The sequence below is a fragment of the Mesorhizobium sp. M1365 genome (genome assembly GCF_040317865.1).
GTDB lineage: Bacteria > Pseudomonadota > Alphaproteobacteria > Rhizobiales > Rhizobiaceae > Mesorhizobium.
In genome coordinates this window covers 35,806-51,960 of sequence record NZ_JAMYLG010000037.1, presented here as the reverse complement: position 1 = coordinate 51,960, position 16,155 = coordinate 35,806, and the positions used below count along the sequence as shown (strand labels likewise).

The window sequence follows — 16,155 nt, the reverse complement described above, 5'->3', positions numbered from 1 at the left end:
CCGGCCTCGAGCCCGATCCGCTCGATGCGCAAGGCGGGACCTTTCAGAACCGCGGTGAGGTCGTCGGGGTGGCTGACCACCTTGACCTCGCGGCAGATCTTGCCAGTTTCATCGACAATGCAAACGGCGGTCTCTTTTACCGAGATATCCAATCCGGCATAATGCTTCATGCTGCGTTTCCTTTCCTGATGCTTGTGGCTGTAGCTGCAGACCACGTTCTATCATCAGCTCGGAGCGCAGCACCTCCGTCCATCACCGTCAAAGATGGGGCTCAAGCCGAATATCCCATCTGATTCAGGCTCCTGGGTGGGCGAGCGGACCGTGATGCAGGAAGCGCTGTTCTACGAGTTCAGCATCGAACGTCACGTTGCCATCAGACCATCTGCTTCGCTCGATTCACCGGTTCGTCGACCTGTCCGAACTGCGCTCGCATCTCCGGCCGTTCTATAACGAGACGGCCGGCCCTCGATCGATCCAGAACTGATGATCCGAATGCTGATCGTCGGCTCGGCATCCGCTCCGAGCGCCGGCTCTGGGAGGAAGTACATCTGAATCTCGCCTATCGCTGGTTTTGCCGGCTTGGCCTGGAGGGTGATGGCCCGGACCATTCCACTTTCTCCAAGAACCGGCACGGCCGCTTTCGCGACAGCGATCGGCTGCGCGAGTTGTTCGAGACTACGGTCCGCCGCTGCATCGAAGAAGATCTAGTCGGCAACGAGGGCTTCGCCGTCTATGCCAGCCTCATCAGAGCGGACGCGAACAAGCAGCGCTCAGCCGATGGATCGGAGCAGGTCGACTGGGAGACGATGGCGGCACACGCCGCTCGGTACAGGAGTATCTCGACACGTTGGACGATGCAGCGTGGGGTGCAGACCGTCACGCCGTCGCGGAGAGAAAAGGCACTCCTATCGGCCGCATTCTCACCGGGCAGGCTTTCGCCGGGATCGCTGTGGCATTGCAAAATTGGTATACTCTGTTTTCCCCACTGCCGATGCGGCCTCCCACTCGGAACCTTTGACGGCGTCAGGGCGAAAAGGAATGCGACGCTTCTTAAGCGTGTAAACCGGATCGTGCGGATGCGGTGCTCCAATAGGCTGTCGCTTGCCGAACCGTTCTGCTTCAACGACCGCTGGTGGGATCTGCTCTTCGAGCCAATCGTAGACCACTGTCCGTTCGGCAATCCGCCACTCCCCCTCCCTCTTGTGAAACAGATCGCAGTATCGGCCGCAGAGGAGCGCCTGGCGTACTTCTCCGTCGTTGTCCAGTCCGCGTTGCAGCGCGGTGAAATAGCTCTCGACCGCAGCCTCTGCCGAGCTGATGAATTCGATCAGGACGTTCGTGATCTGATGGATGTTGCGGGGTCCGCTCTTGAAGACGCTGAGCGCAAACCGGATGAAGCCCTCTGCCGAGCCGCAATTGGCCCGGTGATTGTCATGCGCATCGGGCCAGTACGCGCTGCGGAGCGCCGCTTCATCCGCGCGGCAGTACCGATAGAGGCAGTCGCGGATCGCCTCACGGTCAAGTAGTTCGGCAATTTTTTTCGCCTGGTCCATCGGCTCTGTCCCAATTCTGTGATTGGAGAGGTGTTTCGCCAACCCGCGTCCTGCAGTTTGCGCATCAGAGCACAGATGCCCCCCTGCGCAGTTGGATGAGGACGGTGCCGGGACAGGGATCGCGCGCCGTCCTTTCCCAGTGTGCGGCCACATGGTCGATCCCATTCAAGCCAGCCAGACTCTCGACTTGAATGACGTCCTATTCAACCGCGCAGCCGGTGTACGGTCGAGTTCCAGCGCCCGTTCGGGGCAGGATCGCGCGCCTCGCGATGCAGGCAGCTCCTCCCCTTCCGCAACTTCAATGTCACCGGGTAGGATGTAACCCTCGTCATCAAGCTTGAAGATGTCGGGCGCTTGCGCCGCGCATCGCGCGTGACCTTGGCATTTGGAATTTTGGACGATGATGCGCATGGCGCTGCCTCCATTGTCTGTGCCCCGGCTCGGGGCGGGCCTAAGACCAGTCCAAGATCAAATTTTCGATCCCGAACACATGGCCGCCAGTGGTTATGGGTGCCGTACCCCTCTTGATCCTGAAAGCCGGGATGCGCGCCAGCCACTCCTCCAGGCCAATGACAATCTCCCGCCGGGCAAGGTGTGAGCCAAGGCAACGGTGGGGACCATAGCCAAAGGCGGCGTGGCGGTTGTCCTCCCGCTCCAAATCGATCTTGTTGGGGCATTCGAATTCCGCCGGGTCACGATTGGCAATCATCGTGGCGCAGGAAACATAGTCCCCCTTCCGGATGGGCGCGCCTTCGAAGTCGATATCTTTCGTTGCCACGCGGATCAACTGAACGGTCGGATAGACGCGCAGCAATTCTTCGGCCGCGAGCACGATCCGTTCCGGTTCGCTCCGCAGCAATTGCTGATCTTTGAGGTTGCGCGCGAGGTAGGCCAAGTCAAAGCCTATAGCTGCTGCGACCGTGTCGAGCCCGGCGACGAAGACAAGCACGCCGATGCCGCGGACTTGCGTGTCCGTCAGCCGGCGGCCCTCGACCTGTGCCTGCACGATGAAGGTCATGAAATCGTCAACGGCGTCCTCGCGGCGCATGGCTGCAAGTTCGTCGATGAACGCCACGATCGTCCGGGCCGCCGCCGGGCGTTTCACATCGTCACCGTGGAGCAGGTCTTTCCCCCAGCCGACAAATGTGTCGAGTCGGTCATCCGGCAGCCCCAGAAAGCGAAGGAAGATGCTGACTGCGAAAGGAAATGCAAAATCGTTCATGACGTCGCAGCTTGTGCCCGACGCGGCGATCCTTTCGATCAGCTCGATCGCCCGTTCGCGGACAGCCGGTTCCAAAGCCATCACCCGCTTTGGCGAAAGCAGCGGATTGAGTAGCGAGCGAAAGACGCCATGGGCAGGCGGATCCAGTTCAAGCGGGATCATCGGCCAGTTTTCGCCAAGCGCGGACGCGAAGATGCTGCGATGGCTCGAAAACGTTTCGGCATCCTGCAGCACCCGGCGCTGGTCACTGGCGCGAGTGATGACCCAGGTACCCCGCCCATCGCGCGTGTTGCAGGGCGAATAGAAGATCGGCGGCCCGGCATGTACGCAAGCGACGGCTGCTTGCGGATCCCCGTTGGGCGTCGGTGACATCCCTGGTGACGTAAACAGGCTGAAGTCCCTCACCATTTCGGGCGGGACGTGATCTGGAACGGGATTGGTCGCCATTTTGCTTTCTCTACATCAGGCGTTCATGCGCTCGATTGAGGTTGCACTCTGTTCATAGAGTCGATTACCAGCATGGATACGTCCCGGCTTCAGGCGCTTGATATTCTGTTGCGCGACACAGCCCACCTGCGTACCAGAGCGGATGAGATCGGTTGCGAATTCAATCAGAAGGGGCATCTCGTCGCGCTGCGGTCGTAAAGCATAGCCGCCGCTTATCCCCGTTAGGGTTGAGAGACTGGTCAATCACCGCAGAGCTCGTTAGGCACTGCTGACGCCCCGCTGATAAAATTGTTGAAGCAAGTCGCGTGCCGGATAGGCGTACCGATGGCGCTGCATCAAGCGACGCCCAGCCTGCACTGGGCCCGCCGCCGCTAAGTTTGATGACCATCTGTCCATCATTCTTAGGACAACGTCCGACAACCGACATCCACGGTCGGTTTTGTCGAGTCCGCGACACCGGGCTGTTCAGCCTGGCTCCTGCTGCACTGGATTTAAGCCATTGCGTCGATCGCCTGGCGGGTGATGGCGAGCACACCATCCGGAGATGAATGAGGAAAAGATCAGCGGGCTGCAAGAGGTCGAGGTTCGCGATGCCAAGGGCAAGCCTGAGACGCGGTCGAGATCAAATACCGCCGCATCCATGTCCTGCCGCCGATCGGCAAACAGAAGCGCTATCCCGCGCTCGACCTCACGTGCTGTACGCCCAGGAGCGTGAGGAACCAAAGCATCGCCAAGGAACGGCTGGAAGCTGATCACCAACTGACCGTGCATTCCCACGACGATGCCATCGCGAAGCTCGACTGGTAGGCCATGCGCTGGAAGATCGAGACCTTCCAGAAAATCCTGAAATCCGGTTGCACAGCCGAAGAGGCACGGCTGCGGTTGGATGGGCTCAGGCGGACATTATGCGTTTTATCTTTTCTCGCCTTTGGCTGAAGGGATGGGCCGCTCAGGCGAGGGCCATGGATTCCAGATCAGATGGGAAATCGGTCAGCTTTCGGTAGCCATCAGCCGTGATCAGAACGGTGTCGGAATGGCGGTAGCCACCTTGGCGCCAGTAGATGCCCGGTTCGACACTGATGACCATGTTCTCTTGCAAGATGTCGTCGCTTCCCTCGGCAAGCCACGGTCCTTCGTGCCCGCTCATGCCGATACCGTGACCGTCCGGTGCAACAGGTTTCCGCCGAATCCTTCGGGACGCAGGAACAATATAACCTTGTGATCGACCTCATGGGTGCTGACGTGTATCAAGGGACGCTCGTCTGGTCACAGATTGAGACCGAAGATAGGAATCAGCAACTGCAGCCAAGCATCCCTGCCCGGCCGGACAAGAGGGACTTCCAGGCCTGCGCAGGACCAAGGGCGGGATCGCGAGCGGCGCGGTTGAGCGCAAGCCTCAGCGGCTCGCCCGATCTGCGAGCTGGGCTTTGATTTCCTTTCTTCTTGAACTCCGCTCATTCTGCCGCTATATTGCGTCAGAATCATTGGCGTCGAGACGAGGTCTGAGCCATGGGCGTGGCCCAATATGCGGATAACGGGATTTTCGCCCCGCGCCGGATTGCGGAAGCCTTCCGGACGACGAGCGAGGAGATCGCTCGCACGGCCGGGCTGGGCAAGGACGCGATCCAGCGCAAGGATCGGGTCCGGTCGGACAAGACCCAGCGGCGCTTGCGCGAGATGATCGAGATCATCAACAAGGTCGAGCCGCGCTTCGGTTCGGCGCTGATGGCCTATGCCTGGTATCGCTCGGAGCCGCTGCCAGGATTTTCCGGTCAGACGGCGATGCAGCTCGTGCGCAGCGGTCGGGCCGACGACGTGCTCGACTATATCGATGCGGTCGATTCCGGCGTGCACGCCTGACCCTGCGCATGCGTTATGACGGCAAGCTCTATCGGACATTGAACCCGATATATGCCCGCGAGCCGCTGTCGGGACGTGGCGCCGAGCTCTATGGCGGCCGGTTCAATCCTAAGGGCCTGCCGGCGCTCTACACATCTCCGTCCGTTATGACGGCGCTGCGGGAATCCAACCAGGTCGGCAACCTCCAGCCGACAACGCTCGTCTCCTATGACGCCGACCTCGACAACATTTTCGATTGCAGAGACGCGGCCGCGCTTGCGGCCGAAGGAATGGACGCCGCGACCCTCGCCGACATGACATGGCGTGATCAAATGAAGGCGAGCGGCGAGGCGAAGACGCAGGCTTTTGCCCGGCGCCTGATTGGCGCCGGCTACAACGGCCTCCTTGTCCGAAGCTTTGCTGCCGGTGCGACTGCCGAGGATATGAACCTCGTGCTGTGGAGGTGGTCCGACATTCCCCCGGCCCGTCTCATCCTGATCGACGACGAGAACCGCCTCTCGCGATAGAGCGCCTATGCGGCGATCCGGTGGCCCAGGTTGCCGCTGTCATCGCGAGATCCGCCTCGATCTCCGCGAGCTGACGGCTCTTCTCGGAAAATTCGCCGGCGAAGGCGAAATTGCCGCCATCGCGACTGGTAGGTACTTGGGGCTGCTCGAGCGAAGCATAGACCTTGCCTTGGCGGCCTTGTACCGCTGGCGAAAGCCAGTCTTGATCGAACTCGATCCCGTTCTCGATCCGTGTGAGGCGGCTTTCGCCTTCCTCCGGGCCGAAGCAGCTTTCGAAATCATTGCATTCCCGGCAACTGGGGGCGGTGCATAGCGAAAAACCTTCGGCCGCGCAGAGCTTCCGGTATTTCTTCCATTCCATGTTTTGGGCGTTGCCGGGCGCCAGCGTCGGAAAATGCGTGGCAAGCAGGCGGCTGAACTCGGCCCGATTAAGGCCAAGATTCTCCCAGACATGGTCAGCAGCCGTCCATGCTGATCAGCGTGCGGCCTATGCCAGTGAGTCGAGGCGATGGAGGGGTTCGCGAACAGCTCGTCCTCCGATATCGGCGGCCCGGCATTCTTCATCGGCAGGATCATGTCCGGCCTGGCAGTGACGATCGCCTCCTCGGACATCTGCTGTAGCCGGAGAAACACTCGACCGCATTGACAGCTTGATGATGCCGTCGCCTGCTGTGTCGCTGCTCGCGGCAAAGATCTTGCCGTCTTGCGCCGACAGCAGGAACAGGATGCGCTTGCGTTCCTTGATTGCTGCGGTCTGCTTTTCGGCTGCCTTCAGCTTTGCATCCATCTCGAGCGCCAACTTTTCGGCCTTTGGCATCGACGCCGAGCGCCTGGCAGACGACGCGCATCATTCAAGGACCCCTTTATGGCGGTGGTGCCCGGGCAGCTCGATGAAGGGCCCGTTCGATTTCGTCAACACATCGACCGCTTCCTTCGCGCCTTGCCATGCAAGGCCCGAATGTTGGACGGACTGACCGACAGAACACCCTGCGCCGACAGCTGACGCATGTAGCCGACATCGGGCACCTTCAGCGCGGCTTTCGGGTAGTAGCTCGTCGACTTGCGAGCGACGAGATGACTTTCCTCTAAGCGCGTAGACGATTCTCGGTGATCGAGCCGCCTATCGAGCGATCCGTGACAGATCGTACGTGACAGATCGTAAAGGACAGCTACGCCCTCATAGGCCTCGGCAGGCAAAGCGACGGCCAGCAGAACGAAGAGCACCGGCGCAAGCGCCGAGCGAAAACGGAAAACAACGTGCATTGGATCTTACCTCATGCAGCGGTCGGACCGGGAATGCGTGGCAGGTTCTCGGCAAGGAACCGCCAGTCGCCACGCTCGCGTTCGCCTTCCTTGCGCGTGCCGAAGAACTGGATGATCATCTTGCCGTCGGCGCCATAGGCTTCGAGAGACGTGACGTGACCGTCCCTCGTCGGCTTGCGCACGGCCCAGACCTCGCGGATGTGATGGGTCCTAAGATGCAGGTGGAAGGTTTCGTCGAGCACATTGATCCGCGGCCCGATCTGCTTGACCGACTTGATCGGGCCGGAATGGATCTGGACGCAGCCACGATTGCCGACAAAGCACATGATCGGCATCTCGTCTTCGGCCGCGTGTTGGAACAGGGTGCCAACGGCATCATTGTCGAGCAGCCAGGCGTAGTCCTCGCCGGCCATACGCATCGCCTGGCAGCGGCTGAGCTTGAGTGTTTTCAACATATCGTAGAACTGATGCACGTCGCTCAGCCGACTCCAGTGCTCGCGTAGGTCCTCGACCGTGGCGGCTTGGTCCGGACTCACTGCGTTATCGCCCGCACCGCTCGCCTTGACCGATATGATCGGCTCCTGGTCCGAGGATTCGAGCTCTGCCACCAGCTTCTGATAGGCGTAGAGGTTTGAGGCGGGCCTGAGATGCACCTTGTGCACCGCCTCGCCGGTGGCATCAAAGAATTGCAGGCTGCGGCGGATGTGGTCGCCATCGCGCTTCTCGACGGCGAAGCCATACGCCCACACTTTCGGGAAGATGCGCAGGTCGATGTCGTCGCCGAGCACCATGGCATGCTGGTTGCCGGTGACCACTTTGTCGTAGACGCCGATCTTTTCGTGCACGGCACTATCATTGCGGGTCAGCGCCATCACCTCGCCGACCGCTTCGAGGCCGGTCAGCAGATCACTGACGCGCGGCTCGATGCGCACCGATCCGTGACCGCAATGCGCCGCGACCAGTTCCGCTTCCGAAACGCCCAGTCGGGCGGCGAGATCGTGCTCGCGTATCTTCGGATTGTCTTCCCACGCCCGCCGGATTTCGTCCGGCGACGGTTTCTCGCGCTGGTCCATGTCTTACCCCTGCTTCCACCTACGTGTTGAGGATCAGCTGCCCTGCCGGGGGATCTTCAGCCGATAGGGCGCGCCGTAATCCTCGATCCCGATCTGGTGCTCGCCCAAGAACAGAGTGTCGCTGGAGAGCGAGCGCACGTCGACGGCACTCGCCCGAAACCGGGCGTGCTGTCTGAGCGGCGAGACCCGAGTGACACGAACAGGCACATGCCGATCGGATCCCATCAAGCCGGTCGGCGGCCACTGGGCGGTGGTGAGCGATTGTGGATGTCGACGCCAATCGGCCAATCAGGCATTCGGATGCCACGGCGGCGCTGCTTTGCCAAAGAAAGCGTATCTGACCCAGACCTGACATGTTGCTCCCTTCCTTCGCCCCATCGATCGCGAGGGCACCCACGACATGATTGTGGATCGGCAGTCTCTTTCCGCCTCGCCAAATGACTGTCAAAAGCCGTGCCAATTGCGCCGAAGCAAGCTCAGAAGAAGTCTTTTGTACGATGGTCATTGGTTTAATGTGAGTTCAGCCAAGAACTCAGCCCTAACACCCCGTGTGGCGGACTCGACAAACCCGACAGTACGTGTCGGTTGGCCGACACCTTCCCAGCCGGCTCACCAGAACCACAGCAGTGTCAGAGATGTCGCGCTGTGTTGAAACGGTTTTTTGCTTTGGCACGGTGCATGCAACGTGATGCGCAAGCAGGAGAATGGAGCCATGATTACGCTCACCGACAACGCTGTTGCCGCCGTCAAGACTGCGCTTTCCCGCGCCAGCGAGCCGGCGGAAGGCTTTCGCATCATGGTCCAGGCCGGCGGCTGCGCCGGCTTCAAATACTTAATGGGCCTGGAGAGCGTGTCGCGCGAGGGCGACGCGATCACTGAGACAGATGGGATCAAGCTGTTCGTGGACGCGGGCTCCCAACCCCATGTCGCCGGTATGACCGTCGACTTCGTCACCGGGCTCGAATCTTCCGGCTTTGTCTTCGACAACCCCAACGCGCGCGAGAAGTGCGGCTGCGGCAAGTCCTTTAGTTGATCGCCCGAAGCGCCTGCGCGGGTCCATGAAGCGATTGCCGCCGATGGACTCATTGCGGCAGAGGAGGCTTATATGGCCAGCACAACAGATGTCCCCGTCCTCAAGAACAAGGCAAGGTCGAAGCCGATCTTGGGACAGGCAATCGCTTCCGGTAGGATGCAAAGAACGTCGCCTCCCGAAACAGTTCGGTTCCTGGTGGCACCCGAGCTGCTGGCCGTCAAATCGCGCCGCTGCGCCAAATTCGGCTTATCAATAACGTTGTCGCGTTCGGGCGTCCTTACCTGCGGGCTGACGGCGGCGACTGCGAACTTGTCCATGTCGACGCCGATCCGTCTACTTCAAACTGTCGGGCGTCTGCGCCGGCTGCCGGTTCGGGACCATCATCATCAACCGCATGCGCCAGAGGCTCAATGAGGCGGTCTCGCGCTCGCGTCATTCTGATCAACTGAGGATCGCACCTATGAAGCCTGTCTATCTCGACAACAACGCAACCACACGGGTCGATCCTGAGGTCGTGCAAGCGATGTTGCCGTTCTTTACGGATCAATTCGGCAACCCTTCGTCGGCGCACGCTTTTGGCGGCTCAGTCAGTGCGGCGGTGAGAAAGGCGCGGAGGCAGTTGCAAGCGCTGATCGGCGCGGAGTTCGACGATGAGATCACCTTCACCTCGGGTGGGACAGAAAGCGACAATGCCGCGCTTCTTTCGGCGCTCGAGGCGGCCCCTAACCGAACCGAGATCGTGACGTCCGCGGTCGAGCATCCCGCCGTGCTGACGCTCTGCGCGCATCTTGAGAACACCCGCCGCGTCAAAGTGCACAGGATCTCAGTGGATTGCCGTGGCCGGCTCGACCTCGACGCCTATATGGCTGCCCTCACCCCACAGGTGGCAATCGTCTCGATAATGTGGGCGAACAACGAGACTGGTGTGATCTTCCCCGTGGCCAGGCTTGCCGAGTTGGCCAAGGAAGTGGGCGCCCTTTTCCATACCGATGCTGTGCAGGCGGTCGGCAAGCTTCCGATGGACCTGAAGTCGACCGCAATCGACATGCTGTCGCTCTCCGGCCACAAGCTGCACGGGCCGAAAGGGATCGGCGCGCTTTTCGTAAAACGTGGCGTCAACTTCTACGCGCTGATCAAGGGAGGGCACCAAGAGTACGATCGGCGTGCGGGCACCGAAAATACGCCCGGCATAGTCGGGCTCGGCATGGCGGCCGAACTCGCCTCGAAATTCATGGACGACGAGAGCACACGGGTAAAGTCGCTCCGCGATCGCCTTGAGAACGGGGTTCTCCAGCGCATCCCGAACACCTTTGTCACTGGCGACACGCTGGAGAGGTTGCCTAACACCGCAAACATCGCCTTCGAATCTATCCAAGGGGATGCAATCCAAATTCTCCTCAGCCGCGTGGGTATCGCCTGTTCGGCCGGCTCCGCCTGCAGCTCCGGCTCCCTGGAGTCGAGCCATGTCTTGAGGGCGATGAACATGCCACATGGGGCAGTCCGCTTTTCCTTCGCGCGCGACAACGGCGAAGCGGACGTCGACCGGGTGCTCGAGGTCATGCCCGCAATCGTGGAGAGGCTGCGTGGCGTTCGCAATTCCGGGCCGGGCAAGCGAAGTGCCGAAGACCTTCAATTCGGTCTATGCTCCCGCGCCGGAAGAACCGGTAGTCGCTCATGAGCCGTCAGGTCTTTCTCAACGATACGACCTTGCGCGATGGCGAGCAGGCACCAGGCATCACCTTTACGACGACGGAAAAGCTGGAGATCGCCGAGTCTCTTGCGGCGGCCGGCGTCACAGAGATCGAGATCGGCACGCCGGTCATGGGCGCCGACGAGATCGAAACAATTCGCGCCGTGGTCGCGCGGTGTCTCCCGGTTCGGCTCATGGCCTGGTGCCGGATGACGTCGCTGGATCTCGATGCAGCGATCGAGAGCGGCGTCCACGCCGTCAGTCTATCGCTGCCTGCGTCGGACATCCAACTTGCCGCCGAGCTCGGCCTCGATAAGGCGGGAGCGCTCCAGGTCATCGAACATATGGTCAGGCGCGCAGCCGCCGCCGGCTTCTTCGTCGCGGTGGGCTGCGAGGATGCCTCGCGGGCCAATCGGGATCATCTCGCCCGCGTCATCGAGACGGCTGCACGCGCCGGCGCAAGCCGCGTCAGGCTAGCCGACACAGTCGGCGTTCTCGATGCGTTTTCGACCTTCGAACTTGTCGCCCAGCTCGTGGCGCAGTCTCCAATCGACCTTGAATTTCATGCCCACAACGATCTCGGACTTGCTGCCGCCAACACGCTGGCCGCGATCCGCGCAGGCGCGCGCCATGGCTCCGTCACCGTCCTGGGGCTCGGCGAGCGTGCGGGCAATGCCGCGCTGGAAGAGGTGGCCGCCGCGATGGCGGTCCTCGACCGCGCGGATACCGGCATTGAGCTGACCGCATTGCCCGACCTCGCTGCCCAGGTGGCTTGGGCCGCCCGCCGGCAGACCGCGGCCACTAAGCCGGTCGTCGGCGCCGATGTTTTCACCCACGAATCCGGCATTCACGTCGCAGGGCTGCTGAAGGACTCGCGTACTTATCAGGGGCTCGATCCGGCTCTCGTGGGCCGCTGCCGGCGTATGGTCATCGGCAAGCATTCCGGCGCCACTGCGATTGCCCATGTGCTGAGCGAAAGCGGCCGCGATCTCGACCCGGATCTAGCAGCCGCGATGGTGGCCCCCGTCCGGCGCGAGGCGGCCGAGACCAAATCGACCGTCACTGCAACTCAACTGGTCGAGCTCTACGATGGAATGTGCAGCGAGGCATCCCTCGCGGAGCTGTGCGGGTCCAGGTCAGCCGTGCGCGAGCGCACCGACACCACAGTTTTCCGACCAGGGAGAATGCAATGAATTGTTCCGCTGACAGCCGCCCCATCGATGTCACCGACATCCTCGCACGACTGAAGCGCCTGTCGGCCGCGGAGGAGTTCTTCGCAGTCCTTGGCGTCTCCTATGATCCGAAGGTGCTGAATGTCTCGCGGCTCCATATCATGAAGCGCGTGGGCCAATACCTTGCCGAAGAAGATTTCTCCGGTCTGCCCGACCAGGTGATTGCCGCGCGGGTGCGCGCGACGCTCGAACGCGCTTACGAGGACTTCGCGGTTTCCTCGCCGCTCACCCATCGGGTCTTCAAGGTGCTCAAAGACCACGATCCGAACAAACCTGCCACGCCGGGCCGCACCTTTGTCCCGTTCGACTCCGTACTGAAGCGGTTCGGACAGGAATGACCGCGACACGGGTTGCGACGCGACAATGTCGAGAAGCCGACAAATCCGGTCATCACCACGGCGCCCTCAGAAGCAACCAAGCGAAGTTCTAGGAATTGGGGGCAGCGCAAAACAGTTGGCACGAATGATGCGCACCAAAGAGATAACCGCCAAGCCCGCATCCGGACAGGAGCCTGGAGAAACCGCCAATGCACATTGTAATCTGCATCAAGCAGGTGCCGGACTCGGCACAGATAAGGGTCCATCCGGTGACGAACACGATCATGCGCCAGGGTGTTCCGACCATCATCAACCCTTACGACCTGTTCGCCCTCGAAGAAGCCCTCAGACTGCGCGACGCCTATGGTGGCGAAGTCACCGTGCTCACTATGGGTCCGCCCATGGCAGAGGACGCGCTGCGCAAGGCGCTCGGTTACGGCGCCGACCGAGCGGTGCTCTTGACCGACCGCTATTTTGCCGGCTCCGACACGCTGGCGACCTCGTTCGCCCTTTCCCAGGCAATCGCGAAGGTTGGCGAGACGTTCGGCACGCCAGACCTCGTCTTCACCGGCAAGCAGACGATCGATGGCGACACCGCCCAGGTCGGGCCCGGCATCGCCAAGCGCCTCGGACTCCTGCAGTTGACCTATGTCGCGAAGATCGCCTCTATTGACCTTGGTGCGCGCGAGATCAAGGCTGAGCGCCGCTCCGAAGGCGGCACACAGATGCTGAAGAGCAGGCTCCCTTGCCTGATCACCATGCTGGAAGGCACAAACGAGATCCGCCGGGGCTCGATCCAGGACGCCCTGTGCGCTGCGCGCAGCCAGGTCTTGAAATGGAGTGCCGCCGACGCCGGCATTGAGGATCTCACCAAATGCGGCCTGCGCGGTTCACCGACGGTCGTCAAGCGCGTTTTCGCCCCTCCTGCGCGGGCGGAAAAGGCGGCAAAAATCGACACCGCCGAGATGGCCTTGCGCGATGTCGCTGACGAACTCATCACGGCAATTTTCACCCGCCAGCCGGCATTGGAACATGAGCTCGCCTTCAACGGCGGCGCGTGAGAGGGCAAGGAGCAGACGATGTCGACCGCGAACCGAGAAACCCCTCGCCCTGCCGCCGGCCGTGCCGGCATAAAGAAGGAGCTGCCCGCGCATTTCAAGGACTACCGGCACGTTTGGGTTTTCATCGAGCTCGAACGCGGCCAGGTCCATCCCGTATCATTCGAACTGCTCGGCGAAGGCCGCAAGTTAGCAGACAAGCTTCAGGTCCAGCTTGCGGGCGTCGTGCTTGGACCGCCGGGAGAGGCCATCGGGAACGCCGTTGCCGAAGCGTTCGCTTATGGCGCCGACCTTGTCTACATCGTCGAGGCGCCGCTGCTCGCCGACTATCGGAACGAGCCATTCACCAAGGCGATGACGGATCTGGTCGATACCCACAAACCCGAGATCCTTCTTCTCGGTGCCACCACACTCGGCAGGGATCTTGCCGGCTCCGTGGCGACGACCTTGCAGACAGGGCTCACGGCCGACTGCACCGAACTCGATGTGGATACCGACGGTTCGCTCGCCGCCACCCGTCCGACTTTCGGCGGTTCCCTGTTGTGCACGATCTATACGCTCAATTTCCGACCCCAGATGGCGACAGTGCGACCGAGGGTCATGCCCATGCCGCAGCGGGCGGATAAACCGGTCGGGCGTGTCATCCGGCACAAGCTCTCGGTAGCCGAGGACGAGATCGTTACCAAAGTCCTCGGCTTCCTGCCGGATAGTCAGTCGGCAAAGGCAAATCTTGCCTACGCCGACGTCGTGGTTGCGGGAGGCCTCGGTCTTGGCGCGGCGGAGAACCTGCAACTTGTGAAGAATCTCGCGCGGGCAATTGGTGCCGAGCATGGCTGTTCGCGCCCGTTGGTCCAGAAGAGCTGGATGTCGGCTGATCGGCAGATCGGCCAAACTGGCAAGACCATCCGGCCGAAGCTTTACATAGCGGCCGGGATTTCCGGCGCCGTCCAGCACCGGGTTGGCGTCGAGGGGGCGGATCTCATCGTGGCCATCAACACCGACCCGAACGCGCCGATTTTCGATTTCGCTCACCTCGGGATCGTCACCGACGCGATCCGCTTCCTGCCCGCACTGACGGAAGCCTTCACCCGGCGGCTGTCGCCCCACAGTCGCGATAAGCTTGCGAGCTAAGGATGGACATGATTGAGGAACAATTCGACGCCATTGTTATTGGGGCCGGCATGTCCGGAAATGCAGCTGCTTACACCATGGCCAGCCACGGCCTGAAGGTGCTGCAGTTGGAGCGGGGTGAATATCCGGGCTCCAAGAATGTCCAGGGTGCCATCATGTACGCGAACATGCTGGAGAAGATCATCCCGGATTTCCGGGACGATGCGCCTCTCGAGCGGCATTTGGTTGAACAGCGGCTTTGGGTGATGGACGACACATCCCATACCGGGATTCACTATCGGTCGGACGACTTCAATGAGGCGAAGCCCAACCGCTACACGATCATTCGTGCCCAGTTCGATAAATGGTTTTCGCGTAAGGTGCGCGAGGCCGGCGCGACGGTTCTGTGCGAGACGACCGTGACGGAACTCATCCGTGACGCCAAGGACAGGGTGATCGGCGTCCGCACAGACCGGGCCGGCGGAGCCATCTACGCGGACGTGGTCGTCCTCGCAGAAGGTGTTTCCGGGCTGCTTGGCACGCGGGCCGGCCTGCGCGAGATGCCGAAGCCGCAAACCGTGGCGCTCGCCGTCAAGGAAATGCATTTCCTGCCCGAAGAGGTCATTGAGGAGCGGTTCGGCCTCAAGGGCGATGAAGGCTGCGTGATCGAGGCGGTGGGCACGACCTCCCGCAGCATGGCCGGGCTCGGCTTCCTCTACACCAACAAGGAGTCGATCTCACTGGGCATTGGCTGCCTCGTCTCCGATTTCGCGGCGATGGTCGAGAGCCCTTACGTCCTCCTCGACGCCTTAAAAACCCATCCTTCGATCCGGCCGCTGATCGCCGGCTCGGAAGTGAAAGAATATTCCGCGCATCTCATTCCCGAAGGCGGCTACAAGGCTATTCCGCAGCTCTTTGGCGACGGTTGGGTCGTGGTCGGCGATGCCGCGCAACTGAACAACGCCATTCACCGCGAGGGTTCGAACCTCGCCATGACCTCCGGCCGCATCGCGGCTGAGGCAATCATCGAGGTCAGGAGCCGCAACGGTCCTATGACCAAACGGAATCTCGCCCTTTACAAAGCCATACTGGACAAGTCCTTCGTGGTCAAGGACCTAAGGAAATACAAAGACATGCCGGCCTTGCTCCACACCAATTCCTGCAATTACTTCACGACTTATCCGCGGTTGATGTCGCAAGCCGCGCAGAACTTCATGCGTGTCGACGGCATGCCGAAGATCGAGAAGGAAAAGGCGACCACGGCGGCCTTCATCAAGGCGCGCTCGCGCTGGGGGCTGGTCAGCGACGCGGTCCGCCTTGCATTGGCGTGGCGCTGAGGGGAGATGAAATGACGATCGCAGTGACGAAGTCACGTGTCGAGGACAAGCTTTACCAGAACCGCTACTTGGTGGATTCCGGCCGTCCGCATATCAAAGTGCGACCGCACGAGAGGCCAAGCGCGAACTTGCTCGCGCTGACCCACGTCTGCCCGGCGAAATGTTATGAGTTGAACGACAAAGGTCAAGTGGAGATCACTGCCGACGGCTGCATGGAGTGCGGCACCTGCCGGATTTTGTGTGAGACCAGTGGCGAGATCGAGTGGAACTATCCACGCGGCGGCTTCGGAGTCCTCTTCAAATTCGGATGACCGAGGCACGCACCGTATCAACAGGGTCAATCTTGGTACACCTGAGGTCGGGACCAAGGCCAAGTCTATCTTTGCTGGAATGGCCTCGCAACGAAGAGAAGCTCGTGAATACTGTGCTTTCAGAATTCAGATACAAAAGGAGG

19 protein-coding genes and 3 pseudogenes are annotated in these 16,155 nt (G+C 61.2%); 11 read left to right on the top strand and 11 right to left on the bottom strand.

The annotated features are described in order from the left end of the window. Nucleotides 1-170 (bottom strand): annotated as a pseudogene (locus tag NKH04_RS26760) (IS110 family RNA-guided transposase); the annotation flags it as partial. 154 nt (nucleotides 171-324) lie between these two features. On the opposite strand from NKH04_RS26760, the pseudogene NKH04_RS26755 reads away from it, so the two are divergent. Beyond that, nucleotides 325-871, top strand: a pseudogene (locus tag NKH04_RS26755) (transposase); the annotation flags it as partial. Between the two features lie 49 nt (nucleotides 872-920). On the opposite strand, the gene NKH04_RS26750 reads toward NKH04_RS26755, so the two are convergent. The 5 genes from NKH04_RS26750 to NKH04_RS26730 all read right to left on the bottom strand — a co-directional run bounded on the left by NKH04_RS26750 (nucleotide 921) and on the right by NKH04_RS26730 (nucleotide 4,375). After that, on the bottom strand, nucleotides 921-1,553 hold the full coding sequence (locus NKH04_RS26750) for a nuclear transport factor 2 family protein (RefSeq protein ID WP_353045222.1): 633 nt from the start codon (nucleotides 1,551-1,553) through the stop codon (nucleotides 921-923). A gap of 165 nt (nucleotides 1,554-1,718) precedes the next feature. Further along, on the bottom strand, nucleotides 1,719-1,964 hold the full coding sequence (locus NKH04_RS26745; protein ID WP_353045221.1) for a ferredoxin: 246 nt from the start codon (nucleotides 1,962-1,964) through the stop codon (nucleotides 1,719-1,721). Between the two features lie 40 nt (nucleotides 1,965-2,004). Next, entirely contained in the window at nucleotides 2,005-3,222 is a 1,218-nt protein-coding gene (locus NKH04_RS26740; protein ID WP_353045220.1) for a cytochrome P450, read from the bottom strand. Between the two features lie 15 nt (nucleotides 3,223-3,237). After that, nucleotides 3,238-3,399, bottom strand: coding sequence for a hypothetical protein (locus tag NKH04_RS26735; RefSeq protein WP_353045219.1), 162 nt, complete (start codon nucleotides 3,397-3,399; stop codon nucleotides 3,238-3,240). A 772-nt stretch (nucleotides 3,400-4,171) separates the two neighbouring features. After that, on the bottom strand, nucleotides 4,172-4,375 hold the full coding sequence (locus NKH04_RS26730; protein WP_280940439.1) for a M24 family metallopeptidase: 204 nt from the start codon (nucleotides 4,373-4,375) through the stop codon (nucleotides 4,172-4,174). A gap of 356 nt (nucleotides 4,376-4,731) precedes the next feature. Between NKH04_RS26730 and NKH04_RS26725 the strand changes: the two genes are divergently transcribed. Further along, entirely contained in the window at nucleotides 4,732-5,082 is a 351-nt protein-coding gene (locus tag NKH04_RS26725; protein WP_023723076.1) for an MbcA/ParS/Xre antitoxin family protein, read from the top strand. 8 nt (nucleotides 5,083-5,090) lie between these two features. Continuing rightward, the gene (locus NKH04_RS26720; RefSeq protein ID WP_353045218.1) at nucleotides 5,091-5,588 is read left to right on the top strand and encodes an RES family NAD+ phosphorylase; all 498 of its coding nucleotides are present in this window, start codon (nucleotides 5,091-5,093) and stop codon (nucleotides 5,586-5,588) included. A 211-nt stretch (nucleotides 5,589-5,799) separates the two neighbouring features. Here NKH04_RS26720 and NKH04_RS26715 read toward each other — a convergent pair. From NKH04_RS26715 to NKH04_RS26695, 5 genes and pseudogenes are all read right to left on the bottom strand, one after another. After that, nucleotides 5,800-6,045, bottom strand: a pseudogene (locus tag NKH04_RS26715) (nitrogen fixation protein NifQ); the annotation flags it as partial. 30 nt (nucleotides 6,046-6,075) lie between these two features. Further along, nucleotides 6,076-6,405 (bottom strand): TroA family protein, encoded by a 330-nt coding sequence (locus NKH04_RS26710; protein WP_353009117.1) that lies wholly within the window; start codon nucleotides 6,403-6,405, stop codon nucleotides 6,076-6,078. Between the two features lie 95 nt (nucleotides 6,406-6,500). Beyond that, the gene (locus tag NKH04_RS26705) at nucleotides 6,501-6,851 is read right to left on the bottom strand and encodes a TroA family protein (RefSeq protein WP_023723072.1); all 351 of its coding nucleotides are present in this window, start codon (nucleotides 6,849-6,851) and stop codon (nucleotides 6,501-6,503) included. Between the two features lie 11 nt (nucleotides 6,852-6,862). Beyond that, on the bottom strand, nucleotides 6,863-7,924 hold the full coding sequence (locus NKH04_RS26700) for a hemin-degrading factor (RefSeq protein WP_353045217.1): 1,062 nt from the start codon (nucleotides 7,922-7,924) through the stop codon (nucleotides 6,863-6,865). A gap of 33 nt (nucleotides 7,925-7,957) precedes the next feature. Continuing rightward, on the bottom strand, nucleotides 7,958-8,212 hold the full coding sequence (locus NKH04_RS26695) for a hypothetical protein (RefSeq protein WP_352894494.1): 255 nt from the start codon (nucleotides 8,210-8,212) through the stop codon (nucleotides 7,958-7,960). 424 nt (nucleotides 8,213-8,636) lie between these two features. Between NKH04_RS26695 and NKH04_RS26690 the strand changes: the two genes are divergently transcribed. The 8 genes from NKH04_RS26690 to NKH04_RS26655 all read left to right on the top strand — a co-directional run bounded on the left by NKH04_RS26690 (nucleotide 8,637) and on the right by NKH04_RS26655 (nucleotide 16,012). Beyond that, nucleotides 8,637-8,957, top strand: a complete 321-nt coding sequence (locus NKH04_RS26690; RefSeq protein WP_031195445.1) for a HesB/IscA family protein — start codon at nucleotides 8,637-8,639, stop codon at nucleotides 8,955-8,957. Nucleotides 8,958-9,417: 460 nt separating this feature from the next. Continuing rightward, nucleotides 9,418-10,635 carry a cysteine desulfurase NifS gene (gene nifS, locus NKH04_RS26685; RefSeq protein WP_353045216.1) on the top strand — a complete coding sequence of 406 codons (1,218 nt, stop codon included), beginning with the start codon at nucleotides 9,418-9,420 and terminating at the stop codon, nucleotides 10,633-10,635. After that, entirely contained in the window at nucleotides 10,632-11,840 is a 1,209-nt protein-coding gene (gene nifV / locus NKH04_RS26680) for a homocitrate synthase (RefSeq protein ID WP_353045215.1), read from the top strand. Before nifS ends, nifV begins: the two co-directional genes overlap by 4 nt. Beyond that, nucleotides 11,837-12,217 carry a nitrogenase stabilizing/protective protein NifW gene (gene nifW, locus NKH04_RS26675; protein ID WP_352503026.1) on the top strand — a complete coding sequence of 127 codons (381 nt, stop codon included), beginning with the start codon at nucleotides 11,837-11,839 and terminating at the stop codon, nucleotides 12,215-12,217. The genes nifV and nifW overlap by 4 nt, the downstream gene beginning before the upstream one ends. Before the next feature lie 188 nt (nucleotides 12,218-12,405). Beyond that, nucleotides 12,406-13,257: an electron transfer flavoprotein subunit beta/FixA family protein gene (locus NKH04_RS26670; protein WP_352975519.1), complete on the top strand. Its 852-nt coding sequence runs from the start codon at nucleotides 12,406-12,408 to the stop codon at nucleotides 13,255-13,257. 18 nt (nucleotides 13,258-13,275) lie between these two features. Next, nucleotides 13,276-14,385, top strand: a complete 1,110-nt coding sequence (locus tag NKH04_RS26665; protein WP_352763178.1) for an electron transfer flavoprotein subunit alpha/FixB family protein — start codon at nucleotides 13,276-13,278, stop codon at nucleotides 14,383-14,385. An 8-nt stretch (nucleotides 14,386-14,393) separates the two neighbouring features. Continuing rightward, complete coding sequence (locus NKH04_RS26660) at nucleotides 14,394-15,701, top strand: FAD-binding protein (protein WP_353045224.1); 1,308 nt, start codon at nucleotides 14,394-14,396, stop codon at nucleotides 15,699-15,701. 11 nt (nucleotides 15,702-15,712) lie between these two features. Continuing rightward, entirely contained in the window at nucleotides 15,713-16,012 is a 300-nt protein-coding gene (locus NKH04_RS26655; protein WP_023678245.1) for a ferredoxin family protein, read from the top strand. The last annotated feature ends 143 nt before the right edge of the window (nucleotides 16,013-16,155 follow it).

Excerpts from the sequence above, each read along its gene's own strand:
- NKH04_RS26750 (WP_353045222.1), bottom strand. The coding sequence starts at position 1,553 with ATGGACCAGGCGAAAAAAATTGCCGAACTACTTGACCGTGAGGCGATC.
- NKH04_RS26745 (WP_353045221.1), bottom strand. The coding sequence starts at position 1,964 with ATGCGCATCATCGTCCAAAATTCCAAATGCCAAGGTCACGCGCGATGC.
- NKH04_RS26740 (WP_353045220.1), bottom strand. The coding sequence starts at position 3,222 with ATGGCGACCAATCCCGTTCCAGATCACGTCCCGCCCGAAATGGTGAGG.
- NKH04_RS26735 (WP_353045219.1), bottom strand. The coding sequence starts at position 3,399 with ATGCCCCTTCTGATTGAATTCGCAACCGATCTCATCCGCTCTGGTACG.
- NKH04_RS26725 (WP_023723076.1), top strand. The coding sequence starts at position 4,732 with ATGGGCGTGGCCCAATATGCGGATAACGGGATTTTCGCCCCGCGCCGG.
- NKH04_RS26720 (WP_353045218.1), top strand. The coding sequence starts at position 5,091 with ATGCGTTATGACGGCAAGCTCTATCGGACATTGAACCCGATATATGCC.
- NKH04_RS26710 (WP_353009117.1), bottom strand. The coding sequence starts at position 6,405 with ATGCCAAAGGCCGAAAAGTTGGCGCTCGAGATGGATGCAAAGCTGAAG.
- NKH04_RS26705 (WP_023723072.1), bottom strand. The coding sequence starts at position 6,851 with ATGCACGTTGTTTTCCGTTTTCGCTCGGCGCTTGCGCCGGTGCTCTTC.
- NKH04_RS26700 (WP_353045217.1), bottom strand. The coding sequence starts at position 7,924 with ATGGACCAGCGCGAGAAACCGTCGCCGGACGAAATCCGGCGGGCGTGG.
- NKH04_RS26690 (WP_031195445.1), top strand. The coding sequence starts at position 8,637 with ATGATTACGCTCACCGACAACGCTGTTGCCGCCGTCAAGACTGCGCTT.
- nifS (WP_353045216.1), top strand. The coding sequence starts at position 9,418 with ATGAAGCCTGTCTATCTCGACAACAACGCAACCACACGGGTCGATCCT.
- nifV (WP_353045215.1), top strand. The coding sequence starts at position 10,632 with ATGAGCCGTCAGGTCTTTCTCAACGATACGACCTTGCGCGATGGCGAG.
- nifW (WP_352503026.1), top strand. The coding sequence starts at position 11,837 with ATGAATTGTTCCGCTGACAGCCGCCCCATCGATGTCACCGACATCCTC.
- NKH04_RS26670 (WP_352975519.1), top strand. The coding sequence starts at position 12,406 with ATGCACATTGTAATCTGCATCAAGCAGGTGCCGGACTCGGCACAGATA.
- NKH04_RS26665 (WP_352763178.1), top strand. The coding sequence starts at position 13,276 with ATGTCGACCGCGAACCGAGAAACCCCTCGCCCTGCCGCCGGCCGTGCC.
- NKH04_RS26660 (WP_353045224.1), top strand. The coding sequence starts at position 14,394 with ATGATTGAGGAACAATTCGACGCCATTGTTATTGGGGCCGGCATGTCC.
- NKH04_RS26655 (WP_023678245.1), top strand. The coding sequence starts at position 15,713 with ATGACGATCGCAGTGACGAAGTCACGTGTCGAGGACAAGCTTTACCAG.